At 67.2% G+C, this 23,806-nt stretch carries 21 protein-coding genes and 1 pseudogene; 4 read left to right on the top strand and 18 right to left on the bottom strand.

Annotated features, from left to right (window positions below; translation table 11 throughout):
- Positions 1-114: 114 nt before the first annotated feature.
- On the bottom strand, positions 115-2,346 hold the full coding sequence (katG, locus tag IFJ75_RS17700; protein ID WP_207869975.1) for a catalase/peroxidase HPI: 2,232 nt from the start codon (positions 2,344-2,346) through the stop codon (positions 115-117).
- A gap of 252 nt (positions 2,347-2,598) precedes the next feature.
- Between katG and IFJ75_RS17695 the strand changes: the two genes are divergently transcribed.
- Both IFJ75_RS17695 and IFJ75_RS17690 read left to right on the top strand, forming a co-directional pair.
- The gene (locus IFJ75_RS17695; RefSeq protein ID WP_207869973.1) at positions 2,599-3,153 is read left to right on the top strand and encodes a peroxiredoxin; all 555 of its coding nucleotides are present in this window, start codon (positions 2,599-2,601) and stop codon (positions 3,151-3,153) included.
- 83 nt (positions 3,154-3,236) lie between these two features.
- Positions 3,237-3,770: a carboxymuconolactone decarboxylase family protein gene (locus tag IFJ75_RS17690; protein WP_207869971.1), complete on the top strand. Its 534-nt coding sequence runs from the start codon at positions 3,237-3,239 to the stop codon at positions 3,768-3,770.
- 118 nt (positions 3,771-3,888) lie between these two features.
- On the opposite strand, the gene IFJ75_RS17685 is transcribed toward IFJ75_RS17690, so the two are convergent.
- From IFJ75_RS17685 to hrcA, 3 genes are all read right to left on the bottom strand, one after another.
- The gene (locus tag IFJ75_RS17685) at positions 3,889-4,524 is read right to left on the bottom strand and encodes an exopolysaccharide biosynthesis protein (RefSeq protein ID WP_207869969.1); all 636 of its coding nucleotides are present in this window, start codon (positions 4,522-4,524) and stop codon (positions 3,889-3,891) included.
- Between the two features lie 101 nt (positions 4,525-4,625).
- Positions 4,626-5,264 carry a nucleotide exchange factor GrpE gene (grpE, locus tag IFJ75_RS17680; RefSeq protein WP_207869967.1) on the bottom strand — a complete coding sequence of 213 codons (639 nt, stop codon included), beginning with the start codon at positions 5,262-5,264 and terminating at the stop codon, positions 4,626-4,628.
- Positions 5,261-6,361, bottom strand: coding sequence for a heat-inducible transcriptional repressor HrcA (gene hrcA, locus IFJ75_RS17675; RefSeq protein WP_225897122.1), 1,101 nt, complete (start codon positions 6,359-6,361; stop codon positions 5,261-5,263). Before hrcA ends, grpE begins: the two co-directional genes overlap by 4 nt.
- 51 nt (positions 6,362-6,412) lie before the next feature.
- Here hrcA and rph point away from each other — a divergent pair, with 51 nt between their 5' ends.
- Both rph and IFJ75_RS17665 read left to right on the top strand, forming a co-directional pair.
- Complete coding sequence (rph, locus tag IFJ75_RS17670; protein ID WP_207869963.1) at positions 6,413-7,141, top strand: ribonuclease PH; 729 nt, start codon at positions 6,413-6,415, stop codon at positions 7,139-7,141.
- 118 nt (positions 7,142-7,259) lie between these two features.
- On the top strand, positions 7,260-7,652 hold the full coding sequence (locus tag IFJ75_RS17665; RefSeq protein WP_207869961.1) for a hypothetical protein: 393 nt from the start codon (positions 7,260-7,262) through the stop codon (positions 7,650-7,652).
- Between the two features lie 40 nt (positions 7,653-7,692).
- On the opposite strand, the gene IFJ75_RS17660 is transcribed toward IFJ75_RS17665, so the two are convergent.
- The 14 genes and pseudogenes from IFJ75_RS17660 to IFJ75_RS17595 form a co-directional block, all read right to left on the bottom strand.
- Entirely contained in the window at positions 7,693-9,348 is a 1,656-nt protein-coding gene (locus IFJ75_RS17660) for an MDR family MFS transporter (RefSeq protein ID WP_207869960.1), read from the bottom strand.
- A 121-nt stretch (positions 9,349-9,469) separates the two neighbouring features.
- Positions 9,470-11,704 carry a polyribonucleotide nucleotidyltransferase gene (gene pnp / locus IFJ75_RS17655; protein WP_207869958.1) on the bottom strand — a complete coding sequence of 745 codons (2,235 nt, stop codon included), beginning with the start codon at positions 11,702-11,704 and terminating at the stop codon, positions 9,470-9,472.
- A gap of 238 nt (positions 11,705-11,942) precedes the next feature.
- Entirely contained in the window at positions 11,943-12,212 is a 270-nt protein-coding gene (gene rpsO / locus IFJ75_RS17650; protein ID WP_207869956.1) for a 30S ribosomal protein S15, read from the bottom strand.
- A 94-nt stretch (positions 12,213-12,306) separates the two neighbouring features.
- Entirely contained in the window at positions 12,307-13,239 is a 933-nt protein-coding gene (truB, locus tag IFJ75_RS17645; RefSeq protein WP_207869953.1) for a tRNA pseudouridine(55) synthase TruB, read from the bottom strand.
- Positions 13,240-13,282: 43 nt separating this feature from the next.
- A complete protein-coding gene (gene rbfA / locus IFJ75_RS17640; RefSeq protein ID WP_207869951.1) occupies positions 13,283-13,729 on the bottom strand; it encodes a 30S ribosome-binding factor RbfA in 447 nt (148 codons plus the stop codon).
- A 103-nt stretch (positions 13,730-13,832) separates the two neighbouring features.
- Positions 13,833-14,597, bottom strand: a complete 765-nt coding sequence (locus IFJ75_RS17635) for a hypothetical protein (protein ID WP_207869949.1) — start codon at positions 14,595-14,597, stop codon at positions 13,833-13,835.
- Positions 14,598-14,601: 4 nt separating this feature from the next.
- Entirely contained in the window at positions 14,602-15,315 is a 714-nt protein-coding gene (locus IFJ75_RS17630) for a DUF2459 domain-containing protein (RefSeq protein WP_207869947.1), read from the bottom strand.
- A 4-nt stretch (positions 15,316-15,319) separates the two neighbouring features.
- Positions 15,320-15,850, bottom strand: a complete 531-nt coding sequence (locus tag IFJ75_RS17625) for a hypothetical protein (protein ID WP_207869945.1) — start codon at positions 15,848-15,850, stop codon at positions 15,320-15,322.
- A gap of 151 nt (positions 15,851-16,001) precedes the next feature.
- Entirely contained in the window at positions 16,002-18,422 is a 2,421-nt protein-coding gene (gene infB, locus IFJ75_RS17620; protein ID WP_207869943.1) for a translation initiation factor IF-2, read from the bottom strand.
- Between the two features lie 136 nt (positions 18,423-18,558).
- Positions 18,559-19,236, bottom strand: coding sequence for an RNA-binding protein (locus IFJ75_RS17615; RefSeq protein ID WP_207869941.1), 678 nt, complete (start codon positions 19,234-19,236; stop codon positions 18,559-18,561).
- Positions 19,237-19,254: 18 nt separating this feature from the next.
- Entirely contained in the window at positions 19,255-21,003 is a 1,749-nt protein-coding gene (gene nusA / locus IFJ75_RS17610; RefSeq protein ID WP_207869939.1) for a transcription termination factor NusA, read from the bottom strand.
- A complete protein-coding gene (gene rimP, locus IFJ75_RS17605; RefSeq protein ID WP_207869937.1) occupies positions 21,003-21,626 on the bottom strand; it encodes a ribosome maturation factor RimP in 624 nt (207 codons plus the stop codon). Before rimP ends, nusA begins: the two co-directional genes overlap by 1 nt.
- Positions 21,627-21,786: 160 nt before the next feature.
- Positions 21,787-22,071: a hypothetical protein gene (locus tag IFJ75_RS20145; RefSeq protein ID WP_207869935.1), complete on the bottom strand. Its 285-nt coding sequence runs from the start codon at positions 22,069-22,071 to the stop codon at positions 21,787-21,789.
- A 54-nt stretch (positions 22,072-22,125) separates the two neighbouring features.
- Positions 22,126-23,758 (bottom strand): annotated as a pseudogene (locus tag IFJ75_RS17595) (HAMP domain-containing methyl-accepting chemotaxis protein); the annotation flags it as partial.
- Positions 23,759-23,806 lie beyond the last annotated feature (48 nt).

Genomic DNA, 23,806 nt, shown 5'->3' with positions numbered 1-23,806 from the left:
TCAATCGCCACACCTGATGATGTCGCGACCGATGGCGCCGTCTCTAATGGCGCGGAAAATCTCCGCCGCGACCGACGCCACGGCGGAGACATCCCGTTCGGCCCTCAGTCGGCCTTAAGCCGCCTTGTCCAGATCGGCGCGCCACAGGTCGAAGCGGTCGGCGTTCATCACCTGAACCCAGGCGGCGATGAAGTCCTTCACGAACTTCTCGCCCGCGTCGGACGCCGCATAGACCTCCGACAGGGCGCGCAGCTGGGAGTTGGAGCCGAACACGAGATCGGTGCGCGTCGCCGTCCAGAGCTGTTCGTCGGTGATGCGGTCGGTGCCGACGAAGGTCTCGTCGCCCTCGCCGTCGACCTTTTTCCAGCCGGTCTTCATGTCCAGCAGATTGACGAAGAAGTCGTTGGTCAGCTGGCCGGGGCGATCGGTGAAGACCCCGTCCTTCGATCCGCCGACATTGGCGCCGAGCACGCGCAGGCCGCCGACGAGGACGGTCATCTGCGGCGCCGTCAGGCCCAGAAGCTGGGCCCGGTCGACGAGCAGTTCCTCGGTCGGAACGCTGAACCGCACCTGCAGATAGTTGCGGAAGCCGTCCGCGCGCGGTTCGAGGACCGCGAAGCCCTCGACGTCGGTCTCGTCCTGGGTGGCGTCGGTGCGGCCCGGAGTGAAGGGAACCTCGACCGCATGACCCGCCGCCCTGGCCGCCTGTTCGATGCCGACGGAGCCGCCGAGCACGATCAGGTCGGCGATGGAGACGCCTGCCGAGCCGGCCTTGATGTCCTCATAGATCTTGAGGACCCTGGCCAGTTTCGCGGGTTCGTTGACTTCCCAGTCCTTCTGCGGCGACAGGCGCAGACGCCCGCCGTTGGCGCCGCCGCGATGGTCGGACCCGCGATAGGTCGCGGCCGAGGCCCAGGCAGTGGAGACCAGTTCGGCGACCGAGAGGCCGGACGCGGCGATCTTGCCCTTCAAGGCCGAGACGTCGGCGGCGGAGAGGGTCGCCCCGGTCGAGGCCGGGATCGGGTCCTGCCAGATCAGATCCTCGGCCGGGACCTCGGGGCCGAGGTAGCGGGCCTTGGGTCCCATGTCGCGGTGGCACAGCTTGAACCAGGCGCGGGCGAACTGGTCGCCGAAATAGGCCGGATCGCTGCGGAACTTCTCCATAATGACGCGGTAGGCCGGGTCGATCTTGAAAGCCATGTCGGCCGTGGTCATCATCGTCGGGACCTTCTTGCCCGGCGTATGCGCGGCCGGGGCCAGGGTCTCTTCCGGATTGCCGACCGGTTGCCACTGTTTGGCGCCTGCGGGCGAGCGGACCAGCTCGTAGTCGTGGTCCAGCAGCATGTCGAAATAGGTCATGTCCCAGGTGATGGGCGTGGGGGTCCAGGCGCCCTCGATGCCCGAGGTGATGGTGTGGTCGCCCACGCCGCTCTCGTGGCCCGACTGCCAGCCCAGGCCCTGCTGGGCGATGTCCGAGCCTTCCGGAGACTCGCCGACCTTGGACGCGTCGCCGGCGCCGTGAGCCTTGCCGAAGGTGTGGCCGCCGGCCGTCAGGGCCGCCGTTTCCTCGTCGTTCATCCCCATGCGGGCGAAGGTCTCGCGGATGTCGCGGGCCGACTGCAGGGCTTCCGGCACGCCGCCCGGGCCTTCGGGGTTCACATAGATCAGACCCATCTGGATCGCGGCCAGGGGCGCTTCGAGCGCCGCGCCCTCGTCAGGCCGAATGCGGGTCCTGTTCTCCTCGTGCCCGACCCAGTTCTCCTCCGTGCCCCAATAGACGTCCTTCTCGGGCTCCCAGACGTCGGCGCGACCGCCGCCGAAGCCGAACACTGGCCCGCCCATGGATTCAATGGCGACATTGCCGGCCAGGATCATCAGATCGGCCCAGCTGAGCTTGGACCCGTATTTCTGCTTGATCGGCCAGAGCAGGCGGCGCGCCTTGTCCAGATTGCCGTTGTCCGGCCAGGAGTTGAGCGGGGCGAAACGCTGCTGGCCAGCGCCCGCGCCGCCGCGCCCGTCGCCGGTGCGATAGGTGCCAGCCGAGTGCCAGGCCATGCGGATGAAGAAGGGGCCGTAATGGCCATAGTCGGCCGGCCACCAGGGCTGGCTGTCAGTCATCAGAGCGGTCAGGTCGCGCTTCACCGCCGCATAGTCCAGAGACTTGAAGGCCTTCGCGTAATCGAAGTTGTCGCCCATTGGGTCGCCCGACTTGCCCTGCTGATGCAGGATGTCCATCGTCAGTTGATTGGGCCACCAGTCGCGGTTGGTGCGGCCCAGAAGCGAACGCAGGGCGGCCGGTTCCTTCTTCGGATCATTGAGCGGGCTCTGGGTTTTTTCGCCGTCCATGACGTCCTCCATCGTCGGTGATGAGGCGACGGTATGCCCACACTGGACGCAGGGAAAATCGATAAACTTTGTGATTGGTAGTTGAGAAATCTATAAAAGCAGCTTCTTCGAAAACAGGTCCTGACTATAGTTTTATCTTATTCGCATACGCGAAATGATCGATTTGACTTCGCAGCTGCGAAAGACCATTTGAGCTCCAGCGACGGAGGCCTCCCCCTCCGCCGGTCCATTTCAAACCACTGGAGACTGCTCATGCTCGGCGTCGGCGAAACCCTGCCCAACTTCAAGATCATCGGCGTGAAGCCGGGCTTCAACTCGCACGAGGAAAACGGCGTCTCGGCGTTCGAGCCGCTGACGGAGACCTCCTTCGAAGGCAAGTGGAAGGTCATATTCTTCTATCCGAAGGACTTCACCTTCGTCTGCCCGACCGAAATCGCCGCCTTCGCCAAGCTGGGCAAGGATTTCGAGGACCGCGACACCATCGTTCTCGGCGGTTCAACCGACAACGAATTCGTCAAGCTGGCCTGGCGCCGCGACCACTCCGACCTGAACAAGCTGCCGATCTGGCAGTTCGCTGACAACGGCGGCAAGTTCGCCCGCGACCTCGGCGTCCTGAACGAGGAAGAAGGCGTGGCCCTGCGCGCGACCTTCGTCGTCGACCCGCACAACGTCGTCCAGCACGTCTATGTCACCAACCTGAACGTCGGCCGCGCGCCGGACGACACCCTGCGTGTCGTCGACGCCCTGCAGACCGACGAACTGTGCGCCTGCAACCGCCCCGCCGGCGGTGAAACGCTCGCGGCCTAAGCTCGCCGAGCGACGAAACAGAAGGGCGGCGGCGGGTCTCCGTCGCCGCCTTTTTTCTTCCCCGAATTCTGAAAGACCTGACCATGTCGATTGATACCGTCCGCGACCTCATTCCCGCCTACGCCAAGGACATCTCCCTGAACCTGGGCTCGCTCGCCTCCGAGACCGTGCTCAACGACCAGCAGAAGTGGGGGACCTTCCTGGCCTCGGCCCACGCCATCGGTGTCGCTCCGGTCGTCAAGGCCATCGAGGCCGCCGCTGCCGAGCATCTGTCGCCCGAGGCCATCAACGCCGCCAAGTCGGCCGCCGCCATTATGGGCATGAACAACATTTACTACCGGGCCCTGCACCTGATGCATAACCCCGAGTACCAGACCATCCCCGCCCGTCTGCGCATGAACGTTCTGGGCAATCCCGGCGTGGACAAGATCGACTTCGAACTGTGGTCGACCGCCGTCTCGGCCATCAACGGCTGCGGCGCCTGCCTGGACGCCCACGAGGGCGAGCTGAAGAAGCACGCCGTCCCCGCCGCCCAGATCCAGACCGCCCTGCGCATCGCCGCCGTCGTCCACGCCGCCAGCCGGATCGTGGCGTCGGAGGCCGCTCTGCAGTCTTAAGGGCGCTAACGCGAGCCCCGGGTCCGACCTTCGGTCGGCCCGAGGACAAGCCAAGGCGGTCGCTCGCTGCTTGAGCGCGGGATTCTGCGAGCCGGTAGTCGGCTCTCGGAATCCCGCCTTAGACTAGGCCCGAGACCCATTCCCAGCCGTGCTCGAAGCCGGCGACGATGATCTTCCAGGCGAGGAAGAGGACGACGATCGTGATCCCGGTCACGATCCAGCCCAGCAGCACCGCCAGACCGTCGCGCTGCATCACCCCCAGCGAGAAGAAGGTGATGGCTACGGCGGGGATCAGATTGCCGCCGAAGATCGGCAGGACCAGCACCGCCGACAGGAAGACGCAGGCCAGGCCGATCAGCCCCTGACCGAAGCGTGAGGTCAGGAAGCGCAGGCGCGGCCGCGAAAGATGTTCGGTGAAGCGGATCGCCTTCATGAAGCGGTCGCTGAGCTTCCTGAAGGTTGCGCGGCTGACCGTGGCCCGCTCCATCCAGCCGGGCAGCCACAGGGCCTCGCGCCCCCAGGCCAGCTCCATCGACAGGAACAGCAGGGGCGCGCCGGTGATCGTGGTGCCGCCGGGCGGCCAGGGCATCAGGTTCAGGACGCCGAACAGCAGCATAACCGCCCCGAAGGCCCGGTCTCCGAAAGCATCGACCAATTCGCCCAGAGCCAGCCGCTCGCCCGGGCGGCGACCCAGCGTCTCGATCACATCAGAAAAGGCGCGCGGACGGCCGGTCGAGGTCTCGGTCAGGGACATGCCCCGACCTTAACCTTTTCAATGACAGGCGTAACCGTGCTCGCCTGATACGGCGGCGCTCAAGTCGTGAGCGACCGCGTCGCGAACATAGCGCCCTAAAATCAGGCCTTGCCGTCGAACGATCCGCCGTTGGCGGCCGGGGCTTCGCCATAGGCGCCGGAGGCGGCGGCCTTGGGGCCCGAACCCTTGGCGGCGACCACGACCATGGCGGGGCGCACGGTGCGGCCGAACAGTTCATAGCCGGCCTGCATGGTCTGAATGACCGCGCCGCCCGGAACGGTTTCCGAGGGCTGCTCCATCATCGCCTGATGCAGATGCGGATCGAAGGCGTCGCCCGGCGCCGGAGCGACCTGTTTCAGGCCGTTGGCGGCGAAGGCGCCGATCAGGGCCTTTTCCGTCAGCTCCATGCCGGTGACGAGGCCGGCGGCGGCGCCTTCCGCATCCTTGGGCGCGGCCTGCAGTGCGCGCTGCAGATTGTCGGCGACGCCCAGCAGATCCTTGGCGAAGCGCTGGATGGCGAAGGCGCGGGCGTCGTTCAGCTGGTTCTCGGTGCGACGACGCACATTGTCGGCTTCGGCGGCGGCGCGCAGGGCGCGATCCTTCCACTCGTCGCGCTCGGCGATGACCTGGTCCAGCGGCGCGAGGCTTTCGTTGGCGTCGGAGACCGGACCGCCTTCGTCCTCTTCACGCTCGATGGCGTCGAGTTCTTCCTGGGTGGGGTTTTGGTGGGTGTCGCTCACGTGTCCTGTCCGTCCAGCATGCGCCCCAGCACCCGGGCGGTGTAATCCACCAACGGAATGATGCGGGCGTAGTTCAGTCTTGCGGGTCCAATCACGCCAATGGCGCCCAGGACCCGCTGTCGGCCGTTCATATAGGGCGCCGCGATCACGGCGGAACCCGAAAGTGAAAACAACCGCGTTTCGGCGCCGATGAAAATGCGTACCCCTTGCGCCGCATTGACGCCGTCGAGCAGGCCGATCAGCTGTTCCTTCTGCTCCAGATCGTCGAACAGGACGCGAACCATCTCCAGATCGGCGGCCGTTTCGCGGTTCTGCAGCAGATTGGCGCGGCCACGCACGATCAGGGACCGCTCGCGGTCCGGACCGCCCGACCAGGCCGCCAGACCGTCCTCGACCAGACGGGCGGCGGTGGCGTCCAGCTGCTGGCGCGCGGCGTCCAGCTCGGCCCGCATCTCGGTGCGCGCCTCGGCCAGACGGCGGCCCTTGAGCCGGGCGTTGAGGAAGTTGGACGCCTCCTGCAGCGTCGAGGGCGTCACCCCGGCCGACAGGGGCATCAGCCGGTTCTCGACCGTGCCGTCATCCCCGACCAACACCGCCAGGGCCTGATCGTGGCCGAGAGCGACGAATTCGACGTGCTTGACGCCCGCATCGCTCACCGGAGAGGCGACGATCCCGGCCCCGCCCGCCAGACCGGATAGCAGGGAGGAGGCCGCATCCAGCGCCTCCTCGAAGCCCCTGCCCTTCCCGGCCAGCCGCGCGTCGATCTCGCGCCGCTCCTCCTGACCGATGTCGCCGATCTCAAGGAAGCCGTCGACGAACAGTCGCAGACCCGCATGGGTCGGGATGCGCCCGGCCGAGGTGTGGGGCGCCGCCAGCAGCCCGGCCATGGTCAGATCCTGCATGGTGTTGCGGATCGAGGCCGGAGACAGGGAGACGCCGCGCTGCGACAGGGTCCGCGACCCGACCGGCTCACCGTTTTCCAGATAGGTCTCGACGATGCGGCGGAAGATGTCGCGTGCGCGCTGGTCGAGCGCGGACAGCCCTGCCCCGGTCCCGAGGGGGGCCGTGCCGAACGGAAGCGGGTTGGGGGCATACAGGCTCACGGTTTCAGGATAAGCAGCCCCGCTCTCGCTTGCTAGGACATAGATATGCGCCCGTCAGACCGTACGCCCGAACAACTCCGCGCCGTCACGCTGGAAACCGGGGTCAACCGCTATGCCGAGGGCTCGTGCCTGGTCACCTTCGGCCATACCAAGGTGCTGTGCCTGGCCTCGGTCGAGGACAAGGTGCCCGGCTGGATGCGCAACACCGGTCAGGGCTGGGTCACCGCCGAATACGGCATGCTGCCGCGCGCCACCCACACCCGCGGTCGCCGCGAGGCCGCCGCCGGGAAACAGTCGGGCCGCACCCAGGAAATCCAGCGCCTGATCGGCCGGTCCCTGCGCGCCGTCGTCGACCTGAAGGCGCTGGGCGAGCGTCAGGTGGTCATCGACTGCGACGTCATCCAGGCCGACGGCGGCACCCGCACCGCCTCCATCACCGGCGCCTGGGTGGCCATGGCCACGGCCCTGGGCCATCTGGTTTCGGAAGGCGTGCTCAAGACCAATCCCATCCTCGATCAGGTCGCCGCCGTGTCCTGCGGCGTGTTCGAGAACGAGCCGGTGCTGGACCTCGACTACGAAGAAGATTCGAACGCCGAGGCCGACAGCAACTACGTCCTGACCGGTTCGGGCACGATCGTGGAGATCCAGGCCACGGGTGAGAAGCGCGGCTTCTCCCGCGCCGAGTTCGACCGCCTGTTCCAGCTGGCTGAAATCGGCTGCGCCGAGCTGTTCGTGAAGCAGAAGGCGGCGCTGGAGGCGGCCCTCAAGGCCTGATCAGGCCACGATCGCTTCGCGCGAAACGCGGGCTTTGGAAGGGACTAGCCGAGCGGCGCGGATCGATGCATCGTCCGCGCCGTTCCCCTGACCGTGACCCTGTTGTGGAGGCGTGCCGATGCGTGGACTGGCTTCTCTGGCGATGCTGTCGGCGGCCCTGCTGCTGGCCACGCCCCTGCTGTCGGCCTGCGGCGAGCCTGCTCCGGAAAAGACGGCCGAGGTCGCCTCCGCGCCGGCCCAGACGCCCGTGATGCCCGAGGATGCCCCACCCCAGGAAGAGGCCGAGGCGACGATCACCGATTCGGTTGTGCCGACGCCGGTCAAGAGCTGCGCCGAGGACATCGGGGCGGCCGCCTCTGCGAAGCTGGTCCAGCGCTGCATCGCAGTCAGCCCGGCGACCCATCCGCCGTGCAACGCCCAGAACGAGTGCGCCGCCATCCAGGGTGAGATCGACCGGTCCTGCGCCATGTATGGCCCGGGCGAAACGAAGCCGGCCGAATGCGCGGCCTGATTCCTTAAACCACCTCGGCGGGATCGGCCGGTGGCTCTCTCTATGCCGGGTCGGCCGGCGGCTCTCCAGGCGCCTCGCCCAGGGTATGGACGTCGACCGGCTTCGGTCGCGGCGTCAGCGGCAGGTCGGGCACCAGCAGGGTTGCCGTAAAGCCCAGCAGACAGACGATGAAGCCCGCGAAGATGACGCCGAGGATGGCCGAAGTGACCGTCTCGCGCACCGCCGGGTCGACGGCGGCTACGGTCGGGGCTCCCGGCTCGGCCTGAGCCCGGCTGGAGAGGGCCAGTTTCTCCAGATCGGCCAGCGACAGGGTGCGGACCTGTGCGGTCGGGTCGGCGGAGACCCGATGGGTCATGGGCGCCGCCAGATTGTGGGTCAGGACCGCGCCGAAGACGGCGACCCCGACCGTGGAGCCCACCTGACGGAAGAACTGTCCAGCGCTGGTCGCCACCCCCAGCTGCTCGCGCGGCACGGCGTTCTGGGTGGCCAGGTTGAAGACGCTCTGGGCCGGACCGAGGCCGAGACCCAGAAGGGTAACCCGCCACATCAGGTCGAACAGGCCCGCGTCCGACGGCGTCTGCGACAGGAGAAAGGCCGCGAGCGTCGTCAGGGCCGCGCCCCCGACCATCACCAGCTTGTAGCGGCCGAGCTTGTTGACGAGGAAGCCCGAGGCCGTCGCGGCCATGATCAGACCGACCGTCAGGGGCATCATGGCCAGACCGCTGGTCGTCGCCGGCAGGCCGAGGCCGAGCTGCATATAGAGGGGCAGGAAGGACACCATGCCCATGAAGGCCATGAACATCAGGAAGGCCGACAGATTGCCCGTGGCGAAGGTGCGGTTGCGGAACAGGCTCAGCGAGATGATCGGATTGGCGACCCGGGCCTCGACCAGCAGGAAGGCGATCAGGGACACGGCCGCCAGGGCGAAGAGGCCCAGGATATGCGGCGCGCTCCACCCCGCCGTCCCGCCCCAGCTGAGCGCCAGCAGGAAGGGCACGAAGGTGGTCAGCAGAAGGGCCGCCCCGGCGAAGTCGATCTTGCCGCCCGTCCGGTGTGTCAGCCGCGGCATCTCGACCAGGATCATGAACAGGGCCAGACCCGCCAGCGGCAGGTTGATGTAGAAGACCCAGCGCCAGCCGGCGACGTCATAGCCGAACAGATGCGCCGTCGGCAGGTCGGTGAAGAAGCCGCCGATCAACGGGCCGATGACGCTGGCCAGACCGAAGGTCGAGCCGAACAGCCCGCCGAGCTTGGCCCGTTCGCGCGGCGGATAGAGGTCGGCGATGACGGCGAAGGCGGAGGTGATCAGGGCGGCGCCGCCCAGCCCCTGGATGGCGCGGAAGACGATCAGCTGGGTCATGCCGCCGCCCAGCAGCGGCAGGGCGCCGAACTCGCCCGACAGGCCGCACAGCATCGAACCGGCCATGAACAGGCTGATGCCGATGACGAGGATCGGCTTGCGCCCATAGATGTCCGACAGCTTGCCGTAGATCGGCACCATCACCGTCGACGCCAGCAGATAGGCCGTGGTCACCCAGGGATAGAGGTCCAGCCCCGACAGCTGGGCCACGATCCTCGGCATGGCCGTGGAGACGATCGTCTGGTCCAGCGCCGACAGCAGGAAGACGATCATCAGGGCGATCAGGGTCACCCGCTTTTCCAGCGGACTGAAGGTCTGGGGCTCGGGAGAGGTCATGGCCCTGTTTGCGTCAGAAGGTCGCGGCCTGCAATCGTATCCCCGAACGACAAAGGCCCCGCTGTTGCCAGCGGGGCCCCGATCATTTCAGCAGTAACGCCGTCGACTGGTCGCGCCAGTCCTAGTCACGACGGGGGCGACGACCGCGGCCTTCGCCGCCGCCTTCGCGCTTCTTGCCGCCGCCGCCGGTGTCTTCGGTCAGCGGGGCTTCACCGCGCTCGGCGCGCTCGGCATTGATCTTGTCGGTGATGTCCTCACCGGTTTCCTGATCGACGACCTTCATCGACAGCTTGGTCTTGCCGCGATCGTCGAAGCCCAGGAACTTGACCTTGACCTCTTGACCCTCGGACAGGACGTCGGCCGGGTTGGCGACGCGTTCCAGAGCGATCTGCGACACGTGGACCAGACCGTCCTTGGCGCCGAAGAAGTTCACGAAGGCGCCGAAGTCGACGACCTTCACGACCTTGCCGGAGTAGATCATGCCGGGCTCGGGCTCGGAGACGATCGACGAGATCCAGTTCTTGGCGGCGTCGATCTTCTCCTGGTCCGAAGCGGCGATCTTGACGGTGCCGTCGTCCTCGATGTTGACCTTGGCGCCGGTCTTTTCGACGATCTCGCGGATGATCTTGCCGCCGGTGCCGATGATGTCGCGGATCTTGTCGACCGGGACCTTGATGGACTCGATCTTCGGAGCGAACTCACCCAGCTCGGTGCGGGCGCCGTCGATGGCCTTGTCCATCTCGTCGAGGATGTGAAGGCGGCCGGCCGAAGCTTGGGCGATGGCCTTCTTCATGATCTCTTCGGTGATGCCGGCGACCTTGATGTCCATCTGCAGCGAGGTGATGCCGTCACGGGTGCCGGCGACCTTGAAGTCCATGTCGCCGAGGTGATCTTCATCACCCAGGATGTCCGACAGGATGGCGAACTCGCCCGACGGCTCCAGGATCAGACCCATGGCGATGCCCGAGACGGGCTTCTTCAGGGGCACGCCGGCGTCCATCAGGGCCAGCGACGAACCGCAGACCGTGGCCATCGAGGACGAGCCGTTGGACTCGGTGATCTCGGAGACCAGACGGATGGTGTAGGGGAAGTCTTCCGCCGACGGCAGCATCGGACGGATCGCCCGCCAGGCCAGCTTGCCGTGACCGATTTCGCGACGGCCGGCGCCGCCCATACGACCGGTTTCACCGACCGAATAGGGAGGGAAGTTGTAGTGCAGCAGGAACTTCTCTTTGTACGTCCCGGTCAGGGCGTCGATGTACTGCTCGTCCTCGCCGGTGCCGAGGGTGGCGACGACGATGGCCTGGGTTTCACCACGAGTGAACAGGGCCGAACCGTGGGTGCGCGGCAGGATGCCGACTTCCGAAACGATCGAACGGACCTTGTCGAGGGCGCGGCCGTCAACGCGGTGGGCGTTGTCGATGATGTCGCGACGCAGGACGTGGGCTTCGCATTCCTTGAAGGCGGTGGCGAACTTGGCCGACTCAACGCCGTCCGGGTTCTCTTCGGTCTTCACCAGAGCGGCCGAGGCCTTCTTCTTGGCGGCGCCGACGGCTTCATGACGGGCATGCTTGCCGGGGTGGGTGTAGGCGGCCTTGATATCCTCGCCGACCAGCGACTGGATCGAGGTCACGACGTCCGAGTGGTCTTCGGCCTGGAAGTCGAAGGGCTCCTTGGCGGCGTGTTCGGCCAGTTCGATGATCGCTTCAATGACCGGCTGCATGCCGCGCTGGGCGAACATCAGGGCTTCCAGGAAGGTGTCTTCCGACAGTTCCTTGGCTTCCGATTCCACCATCATCAGGGCGTCGGCGGTGCCGGCGACGACGAGGTCGAGCTGCGAGTCGGGCAGTTGGTCGATGGTCGGATTCAGGACCAGCTCACCGTCGATGTAACCGACGCGGGCGGCCGCGATGGGACCCATGAAGGGCACGCCCGAGATGGTCAGGGCGGCCGAGGTGGCGACCATGGCCAGGACGTCGGGATCGTTTTCCAGATCGTGCTGCAGGACGGTGACGACGACCTGGGTCTCGTTCTTGAAGCCCTTGACGAACAGCGGGCGGATCGGACGGTCGATCAGGCGGGAGACCAGGGTCTCCTTCTCGGTCGGACGGCCTTCACGCTTGAAGTAGCCACCCGGGATCTTGCCGGCGGCGAAGGTCTTTTCCTGGTAGTTCACGGTCAGCGGGAAGAAGTCCAGGCCCGGCTTGGGCGCGCGACCGTAGACGACGGTGGCGAGGACGACGGTCTCGCCGTAGGTGGCCAGAACGGCGCCGTCGGCCTGGCGGGCGATGCGGCCCGTTTCCAGGGTCAGCGGGCGGCCGGCCCAGTCGATCGTCTTGCGTTTGATATCGAACATGTTTCGTCTTTCGTATCCCGGGCGGCGTATTCCGGCCGGGGTCCCATCAATGGGTGGAGCGTCGGGCGTTCAGTCCTTCGGTCCATGGACCGGCCGCCCCATGGCGATCGGTCGGGAGTAAAGAGGACCGATCCTGGCCCTCGCGTCTGCGCCGTACGTCCGGCGGCGCGCCGGTCTCTAGGTACGGAAAGAGGCGCGGACATGGCCCGCGCCTCGAAACCGTTGTCGCCGGGAGCGCTTAGCGGCGCAGGCCCAGCTTGGTGATCAGAGCGGTGTAACGCTCCTTGTCGACCTTGGTCAGGTGGTCAAGAAGGCGACGACGCTGCGAGACCATCTTGAGCAGGCCGCGGCGCGAGTGGTTGTCCTTCTTGTGGGTCTTGAAGTGTTCGGTGAGGTTGGCGATGCGTTCCGACAGGATCGCGACCTGAACCTCGGCCGAGCCGGTGTCGCCGGCGGAGCGGGCGTTGTCGGCGATGACTTCGTTCTTGCGTTCAGCAGTGATCGACATCGTGTTCTCCATTTTTGTAGGCGCTAACGCTCGGCTCGCGGAGCCTCGCTGCTTGAGCGCCGGAGTGTCCCTTCGGTCCCTTTTGGGGGGTGCGTCAGGACAGGTTAAATACGCGGTCGGGTTCTAGCCGGCCGGCCCGCAACTGACCGAGAGCGACGAGGGTCTGTCCGTGAAAGGCTGAAACGGTTCGGTCGCCGTCCCTAAGGCGGCTCTTGAGCGTTTCGACCTGTCGGGGGAGCAGAACGATCGGTCGTCCCTGACGAAGCGAGAAGGCGTCCTGTTCCGTAACGGCCAACTCCGGGATGTCGTCCAGGGCGGTCGCTACGGGCAGCAGGCCTTCAAAGGCGGCGTCCCTATGCACCAGATCGGTCAGGAAATCCAGTGTGACGGCGTTCTCGACCGAAAACGGCCCCACCTGCTCGCGCCGCAGGGCCGAGACATGCCCCTCGGCGCCCAGGGCCAGGGCCAGATCGCGCGCCAGAGAGCGGACATAGACGCCCTTGCCCGTGCGTATGGTTATCTCCGTATGGTCGGCGCCCGGCATGTCGGTGACCTCGGCCTCGTGGATCACCACCTTGCGGCTGGCCAGTTCGAACTCGGCGCCGTCGCGGGCCAGGTCATAGGCGCGCTGGCCGTCGACCTTGATGGCGGAGAAGCGCGGCGGGGTCTGGTCAATCTCGCCGACGAAGGCCGGCAGGGCCGCCTTGACCGCCTCCAGCGACGGACGGACGTCGGACCGACCGATGATCTCGCCCTCGCGGTCGATGCTGTCGGTCGAGATGCCCCAGTGGACGGTGAAGCGATAGATCTTCTCCGCCTCCATCATGAAGGGCACGGTCTTGGTCGCTTCGCCGAGCGCGATGGGCAGGATGCCCGAGGCCAGGGGGTCCAGCGTTCCGGCGTGTCCCGCCTTCTGGGCGTTGAACAGCCGGCGGATCTTCGACACCGCGTCGGTCGAACCCATTTCGAACGGCTTATCCAGGCAGACCCAGCCGTTGACGACCTCGCCCTTCTTGCGACGGCCCATTATGCCGGGCCTGTCGCGTGTTGCTTGGCTTGAGGCCGACCCATCAGTCTTCGTCTGCCTCGTCACGTCCGGCCTGCAGGTCGGCGCGGACGCGGGGGTCGTCGAACAGGCGGTCGATACGGCTGGCGGCGTCGAAGCTCTCGTCGTGGCGGAAGCGCAGGTCGGGCGTGAACTTCATGTCCAGATGGCGACCCAGCTGGCCGCGCAGGAATTTGGCGTGGGCGTTCAGCGCCTTGATGATCTCGCTCTCATGGCCGGCCGTCGGGGCCGTGTCCACGCCAGCGCCCAGGGGCTCGACGAAACAGGTGGCGTGTTTCAGGTCGGGCGACAGCCGCACCTCGGTGACGGTGATCGAGACGTCCTTGAGCGCCTCGTCGTGGATCTCCTCCTCACGCAGGATCTCGACCAGGGCGTGACGGACCAGCTCGCCCGCGCGCAGCTGGCGCTGGGTTGGACCGGCGTTGGAGAATTTGGGCTTGCGGTTGCTCATCGCGGGATCCTCGTCGCTCGCCGGGGATCGGACCCGGCCTGAAAGCGCCCTCCGAAAAGGGAAGTCGGGCGGTCTAGGCCCCTCGGCCCCCAAAGTCCAGTTTTCAGCAGGTCAGCAGATCGGGCTTGGTCGTCGGCGCATAGCGGTCGCCGAACAGGGCGTAGGTTACTTCCGCCTTGCGATCGCCCGCATAGCGGACGACGAAACTGCGGCCCTTGTCTCCGGGAAGGACTGTGGCCTGCATGGCCCTGGCGTCCCTTTCGTCCATCTTGGCGCCGCTATCGTCATAGGCGACCGGAAAGCTCTCGACCCGCACGACGGGTTTTTCGGGGGTCAGTTCGATCAGACCCGACCACGAACAGGCATAGCCTTGCCAGACGCCTCCGGCTTCGGTGAGCAGGGCCGGCGCGGGCGTCAAATCGGTTCGCAGAGTCCACTCCGGCGGTGCGCCGAAGGTCCCGTCCACCCTGAACTCCGGCCAGGCGCCGAGGCGTTCGAAACCCGTGCCCGTCCGTTTGAGATAGTGAATGCTGAGAGCGCCGGCGTCGATATGGGCGGCGTCACTGAGCTTGCCCTGCGACACAAAGGCGAACTGGTCGCCGCCGAGAGACACCAGTTTGCCATCGGCATAGATCACCTCCGCGCCGTTGCGCGAGGCGCCCGGCATGAGACGTCGCACGGGCGCCGGAGCGCCCCAGGCCGCCTTGAAGCCCAACCCCTCCAACGTCCTTGCATCCAGAGCTTCGGTGACTTCCGGCGCGGCGGCGGGGGCAGCGGCAGGCGGCGCCTTGTCGGCCTTTTCCAGCCGTTTGCAGCTGGCCGTCGCGGCCAGAAGCGACAGGGCGGCGATGGCGAGGAGGCGGTTCATCCGCCTATCTGGCGACGGTTGACGCCGTCTGTAAAGCGGAGCCGGAAGCCCGATCCGCAGCCCGGTCCGCGGTATTCCCGATCTCGGCGGAGAGAATGGTCTGGACCGGGCGGATCGGCAGACCGGCGGCGTTCAGGACCTCGCCCGCCCAGTGGTTGCACAGGTGCAGGATCGAGAAGGTCTCGCGGCTGGCGAAGAAGCGGACCGGGTCGCCCGGACGGGTCGCGGCGACGCGCGCCTTTCCGGTCGACAGGTCGAGGCTGGCCTCGATGCGACGGTCCATGGCCTCGAACCCGGCCTGTGACAGGACCAGCCGGCGACGGCCTTCGGGCAGGAAGGCCTGTTCGGGCGCCTGGGTCTCTGGTCGCAGCATCAGGACGGACGGATTGCCCGGGCGGAAGAAGGCGCGGGCGCCGTCGGGCAGGCGCGACTGGATCGGGCTCTGGTCGACATAGAATTTCGCATCCCCCCAGCCGATCAGGATCCAGTCGCCCGGACCGAGGGTCGCGACGGCCTCCGCCAGCGGCCCCGGCCGGGCCGCGAGCGCCGCGCGCGGGACGACCATGTCGGTGTGGAAGCCGTTATCGAGCAGATAGAGTGGGACGCCCTCGTCACCGGCGGCCTTCGGCCACAGGGCCGGATCGCCCGGCGCGGTCCAGGTCCACAGGGCGGCGAGCGCCCCGACGATGCCTGCAAGAAGAGCCCCCCGGATCCCCATGGCGTTACGGCCGCTCGGGCAGGGGATTGTCGCTGCCGCCGAAACCGCTGCGCGGCGGCAGGGCCCATTCGCCGCGATAGTCGTAGGTCAGCTCGACGCAATGGCGATACTGACCGTCGGCCCAGCGCCCAACGGCGTGCATCTTCAGCGGCCGCACGGCGCGCACCAGACCGACGACCAGATAGGTCTCATCCGCCCCGGGGCACAGGGCGCGGGCCAGGGGGCGGCCATCGCCGTCGGATGGGATGGTGTAGACCGTGGTCTCGCCGGCATAGTCGGGCAGGGCGCGCCGGGCCTGATCGGGGCCGCCGCGGCGGATGTCGGCCGAGCCGCGCGAGGTGGTCGAGATGATGCGGCGAATGGCCACCGCGCCGAACAGGCCACGATGCACCTCCAGCGTCACGCCCCGCGTCAGGGCCGTGGTGATCCGGTCCGACGGATTATAGGCCAGATAGCTGGTTCCCGCCGCCGCGGGCGTCGCGAGGGCGGACAACGCCAGTGCGGAGGCAATAAGGGCGGTCACTGTACGGTACATGACGGCTTCATTCCCGGACTATGCGGCGGAAGCGGGGCAGTGAAACAAGGCAAAGACCCGTCGCCCCTGATGGAACGACGGGTCATTGTTGATCCGATCGGCCACGGCGCTCAAGCAGCGAGCGACCGCGTGATGAGCGGTAGCGCCCTTGCTAGAGCGTGCGCTTGATCTCTTCGACGGTGAAGCACTCGATGTAGTCGCCGACCTTGATGTCCTGGAAGCCCTGGAAATGCATGCCGCACTCCTGGCCCGACGGGACCTCGTTGACCTCGTCCTTGAAGCGCTTGAGCGTCTGCAGGGTGCCCAGTTCCAGAACCACGACGTCGTCGCGGATGATCCGGACCTTGGCGCCCTTGCGGACCACGCCTTCGGACACCCGGCAACCGGCGATCTTGCCGGTCTTGGAGATGTCGAAGACCTGAAGCACGGCGGCGTTGCCCAGGAAGGTTTCCCGTTGCAGCGGCGCCAGCATGCCCGAGAGCACGCCCTTCATGTCGTCGAGCAGGTCGTAGATGATCGAATAGTAGCGGATCTCGACGCCCTCACGATCGGCCAGATCGCGCGCCTGTTTCGAGGCGCGGACGTTGAAGCCGAGGATCGGGGCGCCGGCCGACTTGGCCAGGGTGACGTCGCTTTCGGTGATACCGCCGGCGCCGGAATAGACGACCCGGGCGCGGACCTCGTCGTTGCCCATCTTCTCAAGCGAGCCCTGAATGGCCTCGCCCGAACCCTGGACGTCAGACTTGATGAGGACCGGCAGTTCCGAGATTTTCTTGGAGCCCAGCTTGGACATCATGTCGGCCAGCGAGACCTGGTTGATGCCGCCGGTCGCCTTCTCGCGCTTAACGCGGGCGCGGTACTCGGTCAGCTCGCGGGCGCGGGCTTCGGAGTCCACGACGGCGAGCGGTTCGCCGGGCGAGGGAGCCTCGTCCAGACCCAGAATTTCGACCGGGACGGATGGACCAGCCTCGGTCAGCTGGGCGTTGCGCTCGTCGAGCAGGGCGCGGACCTTGCCCCAGGCGGAGCCGGCGACGACGATGTCGCCGCGCTTCAGGGTGCCGCGCTTGACCAGGACGGTGGCGACCGGGCCGCGGCCCTTGTCCAGCTTGGCCTCGATGACCACGCCTTCGGCCGAACGTTCCGGATCGGCCTTGAGGTCCATGACCTCGGCCTGCAGCAGGATGGCGTCGATCAGGCCGTCGAGGTTGGTCCTGGCCTTGGCCGAGACCTCGACGATCTGGGTGTCGCCGCCCAGGGCTTCCGAGATGACCTCGTATTGCAGCAGCTCGTTGACGACCTTTTGCGAGTTGGCGTCGGGCTTGTCGATCTTGTTGACCGCCACGATGATCGGAGCCCCGGCCGCCTTGGCGTGCTGGATGCTTTCGATCGTCTGCGGCATGACGCCGTCGTCGGCCGCGACGACCAGCACCACGATGTCGGTGACATTGGCGCCTCGGGTCCGCATGGCGCTGAACGCCGCGTGGCCCGGGGTGTCGAGGAAGGTGACCTTCTGGCCGTCCTTGGTCCGCACCTGATAGGCGCCGATGTGCTGGGTGATGCCGCCGGCCTCGCCCGCGGCCACGTCGGTGGTGCGTAGGGCGTCGAGCAGCGAGGTCTTGCCGTGGTCGACGTGGCCCATGATGGCCACGACCGGCGCGCGCGGCGTGGTCGCCTCGTCGTCGATGGCGTCCGACAGGAAGCCAGTCTCAACGTCGGATTCCGAAACCCGCTTGACGGTCATGCCGAACTCGTCGGCCACCAGCTCGGCGGTGTCGGTGTCGATGACGTCGTTGATCTTCATCATCATGCCCTGACGCATCAGGAATTTGATGATGTCGACGCCGCGCACGGCCATCCGGTTGGACAGTTCCTGCACGGTGATGACGTCGGGGATGACCACTTCACGCGCGGTCTTGGGCGCATCGGTGGAACCGCCCTTGCGCTTTTCCTTCTCGCGTTCGCGAGCGCGGCGCACGGAGGCCAGCGAACGCATGCGCTCGGCGGTGTCGCCGTCGCCGGCGACCGACTGGATGGTCAGGCGGCCTTCGCGGCGCTTGGGCTCACCGCGCGTGCGGCTGACGGCCTTGCCGGCATCCGAGAAACGCTTGTCGCCACGGTCGTCCTCGGGCTTGGCCGGGCGACCGAAGCCGACGCCGGGGGCGCGGCTGGGACGAGCGACCTCCGCCTGGGCCTGGGTGGCCAGCTCGATGGCGCGGCGACGGGCTTCCTGTTCCTCACCGGACAGGGCGCCGCCGGCGGGCTGCTGACGCGGCGGGGCCGGACGCGGGGTCGGCGCGGCGGCCGGCGCGGCGGTCTCGGTGCGCGGACGGGCGACATCGAAGCCCTGCGGACGCTGATGGCCGCCAGCGGGCGCTCCCGGACGGCGCTTGGTCTCGACGACCACCGTCTTGGTGCGGCCATGGCTGAAGCTCTGGCGCACGGTGCCGGTCGAAACCGATCCCGCGGCGCGCGGCTTCAGGCTCAGTGGCGCGCGCGGACCCGTCGTCGACGGGGTTCCTGCAGGCGTACCGTTGCCCTGGCCTTCGTTGGTCTTGTCGTTCTCGTCGCTCATCCGGTCGCTTTTACTCGTGGCGGGGAAGTCCGCCTGATCTTGAAATCGTCACGTCGCCCCAAAGTCCGGGGCTAGAGTCTGGAAACGCGAATAGCCGTGCGCAGTCCGGCGTTACGAAAACGCCAAACCCCGCCCGTTAATCCGCCCCTTCAGGCTCGTCCTTCAGGTCCTCGTCCGACCCGTCCGCGGCGTCAGACCTGTAGTCCAGGTCCCACGCCGCAGGGCGAAGCGATCGAAATCCCGCCAGTCGTTCGACCTCGGTGGTCCAGCGATCAGCGCGCCCGCCCAGCAGCAGGACGGCGTGTATCGCATTTTCCAGCCCCAGGGCCAAACTCAAATCGTCCGCACTGAAGGCGCCGCAGACCTTTGTGATCTGGTGTCGCGCCAGGGCGAGGATTTTGCCGCGCCCGTCAGAGGCGCCGTCGGACGCCTCGATGACCCACGCGGCCTTGCCGGCGCGGATGCTCGCGGCCGACTTTTCGAAGCCGGAGATAAGCACGCCTTCGCGCCGGGCAAGACCCAGCTGGTCCAGACAGCGCCGAACCAGCAGGTTTTCGACCGTATCGGCCAGGTCGGCCGGGGCGTTCAGCTTAGTTTTCGCGGCCCGCGAGAACAGGTTCTTCTTCGCCGCCTGCTCGACCGAGGCCCGGTCGGCGGCGACCCACAGGCCGCGCCCGGGCAGTTTCCTGCCCAGGTCGGGGAAGACGGAGCCGTCAGGCCCGGCGACGAAACGGATCAGACGAGATTCATCCATGACCTCGTGTGTGACGAGGTCCCGGCGCTCCCTATCCGTCGTTGCGTCCCGCAAGCTCATGTTCGGCCCCGCGTCCCATCACGCGTCGCGGGAAGATTCGAGGTCTTCGGCGAAGACCTCCGCGTCGCCGTTCTCGAGCGAAGCCTCTTCGAGGCCCTCGGACTGAGGCGCGAAGACGGCTTCGGGGTCGTATTCGCCCTCGGCGTATTCTTCCTCGTATTCCGGCTCGGGCTGCGGCAGTTCCGAGGCGTCGATCCAGCCGGCGGCCACGCGGGCCTGGAGGATCAGCAGCTCGGCCTCTTCCTGCGACAGGTTGAAGCTTTCCAGGACGCCGGCGACCTTGGTGCGCTCGCCGTTCTTCATCTCATAGCCGCCGCGAATTTCGTCCGTGGCCAGGTCGGCCAGGTCCTCGACGGTCTTGACCCCGCCTTCGCCCAGGGCGACGGCGATGGCGCCGGTGACGCCCGGCACGGCCAGGACTTCGTCCAGCACGCCCAGCTCGATGCGCTTGGCGTCGAGGGCGGCGGCCTGACGTTCCAGGAAGTCACGGGCGCGGGCCTGAAGTTCCTCGGCCGTGTCCTCGTCGAAGCCCTCGATCTCGGCGACTTCGTAGGATTCCACGAAGGCCAGGTCCTCGATGGTGGCGAAGCCTTCGGTGACCAGCAGCTGGGCGATGACCTCGTCGACGTCCAGGGCTTCCTGGAACAGGCTGGTGCGCTCGGCGAACTCGCGCTGGCGACGCTCGCTGTCCTGGCTCTCGGTGATGATGTCGATCTGCCAGCCGGTCAGCTGGGAGGCCAGACGCACGTTCTGACCACGGCGGCCGATGGCCAGCGACAGCTGCTCGTCGGGCACGACCACCTCGACGCGGTCGGCCTCTTCGTCCAGCACGACCTTGGAGACTTCAGCCGGGGCCAGGGCGTTGACGATGAAGGTCGGCTCGTCGGCGTTCCACTGGATGATGTCGATCTTCTCGCCCTGCAGTTCGGCGACGACCGCCTGAACGCGCGAGCCGCGCATGCCGACGCAGGCGCCGACGGGGTCGATGGAGCTGTCGTTCGAGAGCACGGCCATCTTGGCGCGCGAACCCGAGTCGCGGGCGGCGGCGCGGATCTCGATGACGCCGTCGTACACTTCCGGCACTTCCTGGGCGAACAGCTTGGCCATGAAGCCCGGGTGGGCGCGGCTCAGCATGATCTGCGGGCCCTTGGCCTCGGGACGGACGTCATAGATGTAGGTGCGGATCCGGTCGCCGATGTTGAACACCTCGCGCGGGATCGACTGGTCGCGGCGCATGATGCCTTCGCCACGGCCCAGGTCGACGATGGTGTTGCCGTATTCGACGCGCTTGACGGTGCCGTTGACGATCTCCCCGACGCGGTCCTTGAACTCCTCGTACTGGTTGGCGCGCTCGGCCTCGCGGACCTTTCCGGTGATGACCTGACGGGCCATCTGGGTCTGGACGCGGCCGAACTCGAACGGCGGCAGAACCTCGACATATTCCTTGCCGACTTCAGCTTCCGGATCGCGCTTGGAGGCGTCGCGCAGGCGGACCATGGCGCTGTCGTTGAATTCTTCCAGCTCGTCTTCCGGCATCCAGTCGTCCTCGACGATGGTGACGTGACGGGTCAGGCTCAGCTCGCCTGTCTTCGGGTCGATCTTGGCGCGGATGTCGTGATGGGCGCCGTAGCGCGACTTGGCGCCCTTCTGGATCGCTTCTTCCAGAGCCTCGATGACGATCTCGCGATCGATGTTCTTCTCCTGGGCGACCGCATTGGCGATCTGGAGCAGTTCGAGACGGTTGGCGGAAATACCGGTGGCGGCCATCAGGCTTTGTCCTCGGGAAGGGTCTTGTTGGTGTCTTCGGGAGCCGCCCGTTCTTCCTCGGAAAGAGGGGGCAGCTCGTCGTCTTCGGGTTCGCCGCGGGCCGCACGAAGCGCCGCGCCGCGTTTGATCAGATCGTCGTTCATGACCAGCTTGGCGTCGACCACCCAGTCGAAGGGGATCAGGGCGGTGTCGTCCTCGCCGTCCAGGTCGATGGCCACCATGTCGGCGCCGTCGTCGTCCTTGTCCAGACCGGCCAGAACGCCCTTGAAGCGTTTGCGGCCCTCGACCATCCGGTCGGCCTCGAGGCGCGCCTCGAAACCCTCGAACAGTTCGAAGTCGATCGGACGGGTCAGGGGGCGGTCGATGCCGGGCGAGGAGACTTCCAGCAGATATTCTCCGGCGATGGGGTCGGCGGCGTCGAACACCTCCGAGACCGCACGGCTGAGGCGGGCGCATTCCTCGACCGAGATGTCGTGGTCGGTCGGGCGTTCGGCCATGATCTGCAGTCGCTGGCGCAGGGTGCCGCCCATCAGACGCACGCGCACGACCTCGAGGCCGAGCGACTCCGCGATGGGGTCGATCAGTTCGAGAAGCTGGCGGTCCTGGACGGTCTTGGCGCGCAAGGCGGGGATCAACTCAATAAAAAAGCGGCTGGCCTTCCGGGCCGCCGCTTTGAAACGGCGCCGTCGGACGCCGATGTCTAACGATGTGGGAGGCCGTATAGGCCAAAGCGGAGGCCTTGTCAGCCCCCGCCTTCGCCTCAAACGAATCCCGCTCCGGATGTCAGAACTCTTCCCAGCCGTCGGCGGCGGCGACAGGGTCCGGACGCGGAGCGGCCCCGCCCTGGCCGAGCGTTTTGAGGGCCGTCACAGGCTGATGGACGGGCGGTCGCGCCGGCGGCGTCACGGACGGCATGGGGCGCCTGGCGGCCCGGACATCGGCGACCGGAGCGGGGGCGCTGCGCGTGCGGAAGCGGGCGACCGACTCGGCCAGACGGCCGGCGTCCTGGGTCAGGGCGTCGCAGGCCGCGGTCGCTTGCTCGACCATCGCCGCGTTTTGCTGGGTCACCTGGTCCATCTGGTTGACGGCGGTATTGACCTCATGAAGGCCGGTGGCCTGTTCCTGGGCGGAGGCGGCGATTTCGGATACCAGACCGTCGATCTCGGCGACCCGGCCGACGATGCGTTGCAGGGCCTCGCCCGTCTGGCCGACCAGGTTTACGCCCTGGGCGACCTGCTGGCCCGAGGTGGAGATCCAGGGTCTTGATCTCCTTGGCGGCCTCGGCGGACCGCTGGGCCAGGGCCCGCACCTCGGAGGCTACGACCGCGAAACCGCGACCCGCGTCGCCGGCGCGCGCCGCCTCGACGCCCGCGTTCAGGGCCAGGAGGTTGGTCTGGAAGGCGATCTCGTCGATCACGCCGATGATGTCCTCGATCTGGGCCGACGAGGCCTCGATCTCGCTCATGGCCGCCACGGCGTCGCGCACGACCCGGCCCGAGGTCTCGGCCTCGCCGCGGGCCGACTGGACAACCTCTGAGGCCTGGCGCGCGCCCGACGCAGTGCGGTTGACGGTGGCTGTGATCTCGTCGAGCGCGGCGGCGGTCTCTTCCAGACTGGCGGCCTGCTGTTCGGTGCGGCGCGACAGGTCCTCCGAGGCCTGGCTGATCTCGGCCGAGCCCGAACGAATGGCCGCGACATTGGAGCCGACGACGGCGATCGCCTCTTCCAGCGGGGCGACGGCGGAGTTGAAGTCGGTCTTCAGCTTGGCGAAGCCGGAGGCGATGTCGTCCTCCAGCCGGCAATCCAGCTCGCCGCGGGCGAGGCGTTCCAGGGCCTTGCCGACGGCGTCCATGGCCTGGACGCTGTCACGCGCCGCGAGATCGAACTCGGCCTCCTTGGCGCTCAGTCGGCGGTCCAGATCCTCCTGGAAGCGCGCCGCCTCGGCGCGGAGCCTCTGGGTCTCGAGCCCGCTCTCGCGAAGGACCTCGAGCGCCCCGGCGATGTCGCCGACTTCGTCCGCGCGGTCGCGACCGACGATGGTGCGCCCATAGTCGCCTCCGGCCATGGCCTGCATGACCGCGGTCAGGGGGCGCAGAGGCGCGATCGAGCGGGTGGCCCAGACGGCGACCGCGGCCCCGACGGCCAGACCGCCAACGCAACAGGCGAGGATCAGCCAGACGAACCGCGAGGCCGCCTCACTGGTCTCGGCCCCGATCTCCTTGTTGCGCGCCTCCTGCAGGTCGATGAACTGGTTGATCCGCGCCAGCCATTCGATGAACAGCGGCCGCGCCTCGGTCATCAGCAGCCGGCGCGCGCCTTCCCGGTCGCCGGCGGTCTGGAGGGCGACGACCTGTTCGACCACCGGCAGAGTCCGCTTTTCGGTATCCTTGATGCTTTCCAGAATGGCGGCCTCGTCCGGGGTCACATCCGGACGCGCCATCATCTCGTCCATGGGGCCGGCGGAATCGGCGTATTTCGCGGCCAGGGTTCCGATGCTCTGGATCGCCGCCTGAACCTCTTCCTCGCTCTCGGCCAGGGTGACGTCGCGCAGACTGATCGCCCGGTCATGGACGCTGCCGCGGAAATTGATCGCATAGCGCTGCTTGACGCCGTTGACCTCATTGACGGTGGCCAGGTTGCGGCTGATCGCGTTCACCTCATTGATGGCGATCGCACCGACCACCACCGAGAGCGAAAGGACCGCGGCGAAGCCGATCCAAAGACGCGTTCCAATCCTGATCTTCGACAGCCCCATGGGTTCCCCTCCCCGAAACAGCAGGCGCGCGATCGGCGCCCGTCGCAT

This window comes from Brevundimonas goettingensis (assembly GCF_017487405.1).
Lineage (GTDB): Bacteria > Pseudomonadota > Alphaproteobacteria > Caulobacterales > Caulobacteraceae > Brevundimonas > Brevundimonas goettingensis.
This window is presented reverse-complemented; position numbering and strand designations above follow the sequence as displayed.

Coding starts and splice junctions, on each gene's coding strand:
- IFJ75_RS17635 (WP_207869949.1), bottom strand. CDS start 14,597: ATGAACCGCCTCCTCGCCATCGCCGCCCTGTCGCTTCTGGCCGCGACG.
- rpsO (WP_207869956.1), bottom strand. CDS start 12,212: ATGTCGATCACTGCTGAACGCAAGAACGAAGTCATCGCCGACAACGCC.
- infB (WP_207869943.1), bottom strand. CDS start 18,422: ATGAGCGACGAGAACGACAAGACCAACGAAGGCCAGGGCAACGGTACG.
- IFJ75_RS17690 (WP_207869971.1), top strand. CDS start 3,237: ATGTCGATTGATACCGTCCGCGACCTCATTCCCGCCTACGCCAAGGAC.
- IFJ75_RS17615 (WP_207869941.1), bottom strand. CDS start 19,236: ATGAGCTTGCGGGACGCAACGACGGATAGGGAGCGCCGGGACCTCGTC.
- rbfA (WP_207869951.1), bottom strand. CDS start 13,729: ATGAGCAACCGCAAGCCCAAATTCTCCAACGCCGGTCCAACCCAGCGC.
- IFJ75_RS17695 (WP_207869973.1), top strand. CDS start 2,599: ATGCTCGGCGTCGGCGAAACCCTGCCCAACTTCAAGATCATCGGCGTG.
- IFJ75_RS17630 (WP_207869947.1), bottom strand. CDS start 15,315: ATGGGGATCCGGGGGGCTCTTCTTGCAGGCATCGTCGGGGCGCTCGCC.
- rph (WP_207869963.1), top strand. CDS start 6,413: ATGCGCCCGTCAGACCGTACGCCCGAACAACTCCGCGCCGTCACGCTG.
- IFJ75_RS17625 (WP_207869945.1), bottom strand. CDS start 15,850: ATGTACCGTACAGTGACCGCCCTTATTGCCTCCGCACTGGCGTTGTCC.
- IFJ75_RS17665 (WP_207869961.1), top strand. CDS start 7,260: ATGCGTGGACTGGCTTCTCTGGCGATGCTGTCGGCGGCCCTGCTGCTG.
- nusA (WP_207869939.1), bottom strand. CDS start 21,003: ATGGCCGCCACCGGTATTTCCGCCAACCGTCTCGAACTGCTCCAGATC.
- katG (WP_207869975.1), bottom strand. CDS start 2,346: ATGGACGGCGAAAAAACCCAGAGCCCGCTCAATGATCCGAAGAAGGAA.
- pnp (WP_207869958.1), bottom strand. CDS start 11,704: ATGTTCGATATCAAACGCAAGACGATCGACTGGGCCGGCCGCCCGCTG.
- truB (WP_207869953.1), bottom strand. CDS start 13,239: ATGGGCCGTCGCAAGAAGGGCGAGGTCGTCAACGGCTGGGTCTGCCTG.
- IFJ75_RS17660 (WP_207869960.1), bottom strand. CDS start 9,348: ATGACCTCTCCCGAGCCCCAGACCTTCAGTCCGCTGGAAAAGCGGGTG.
- IFJ75_RS17685 (WP_207869969.1), bottom strand. CDS start 4,524: ATGTCCCTGACCGAGACCTCGACCGGCCGTCCGCGCGCCTTTTCTGAT.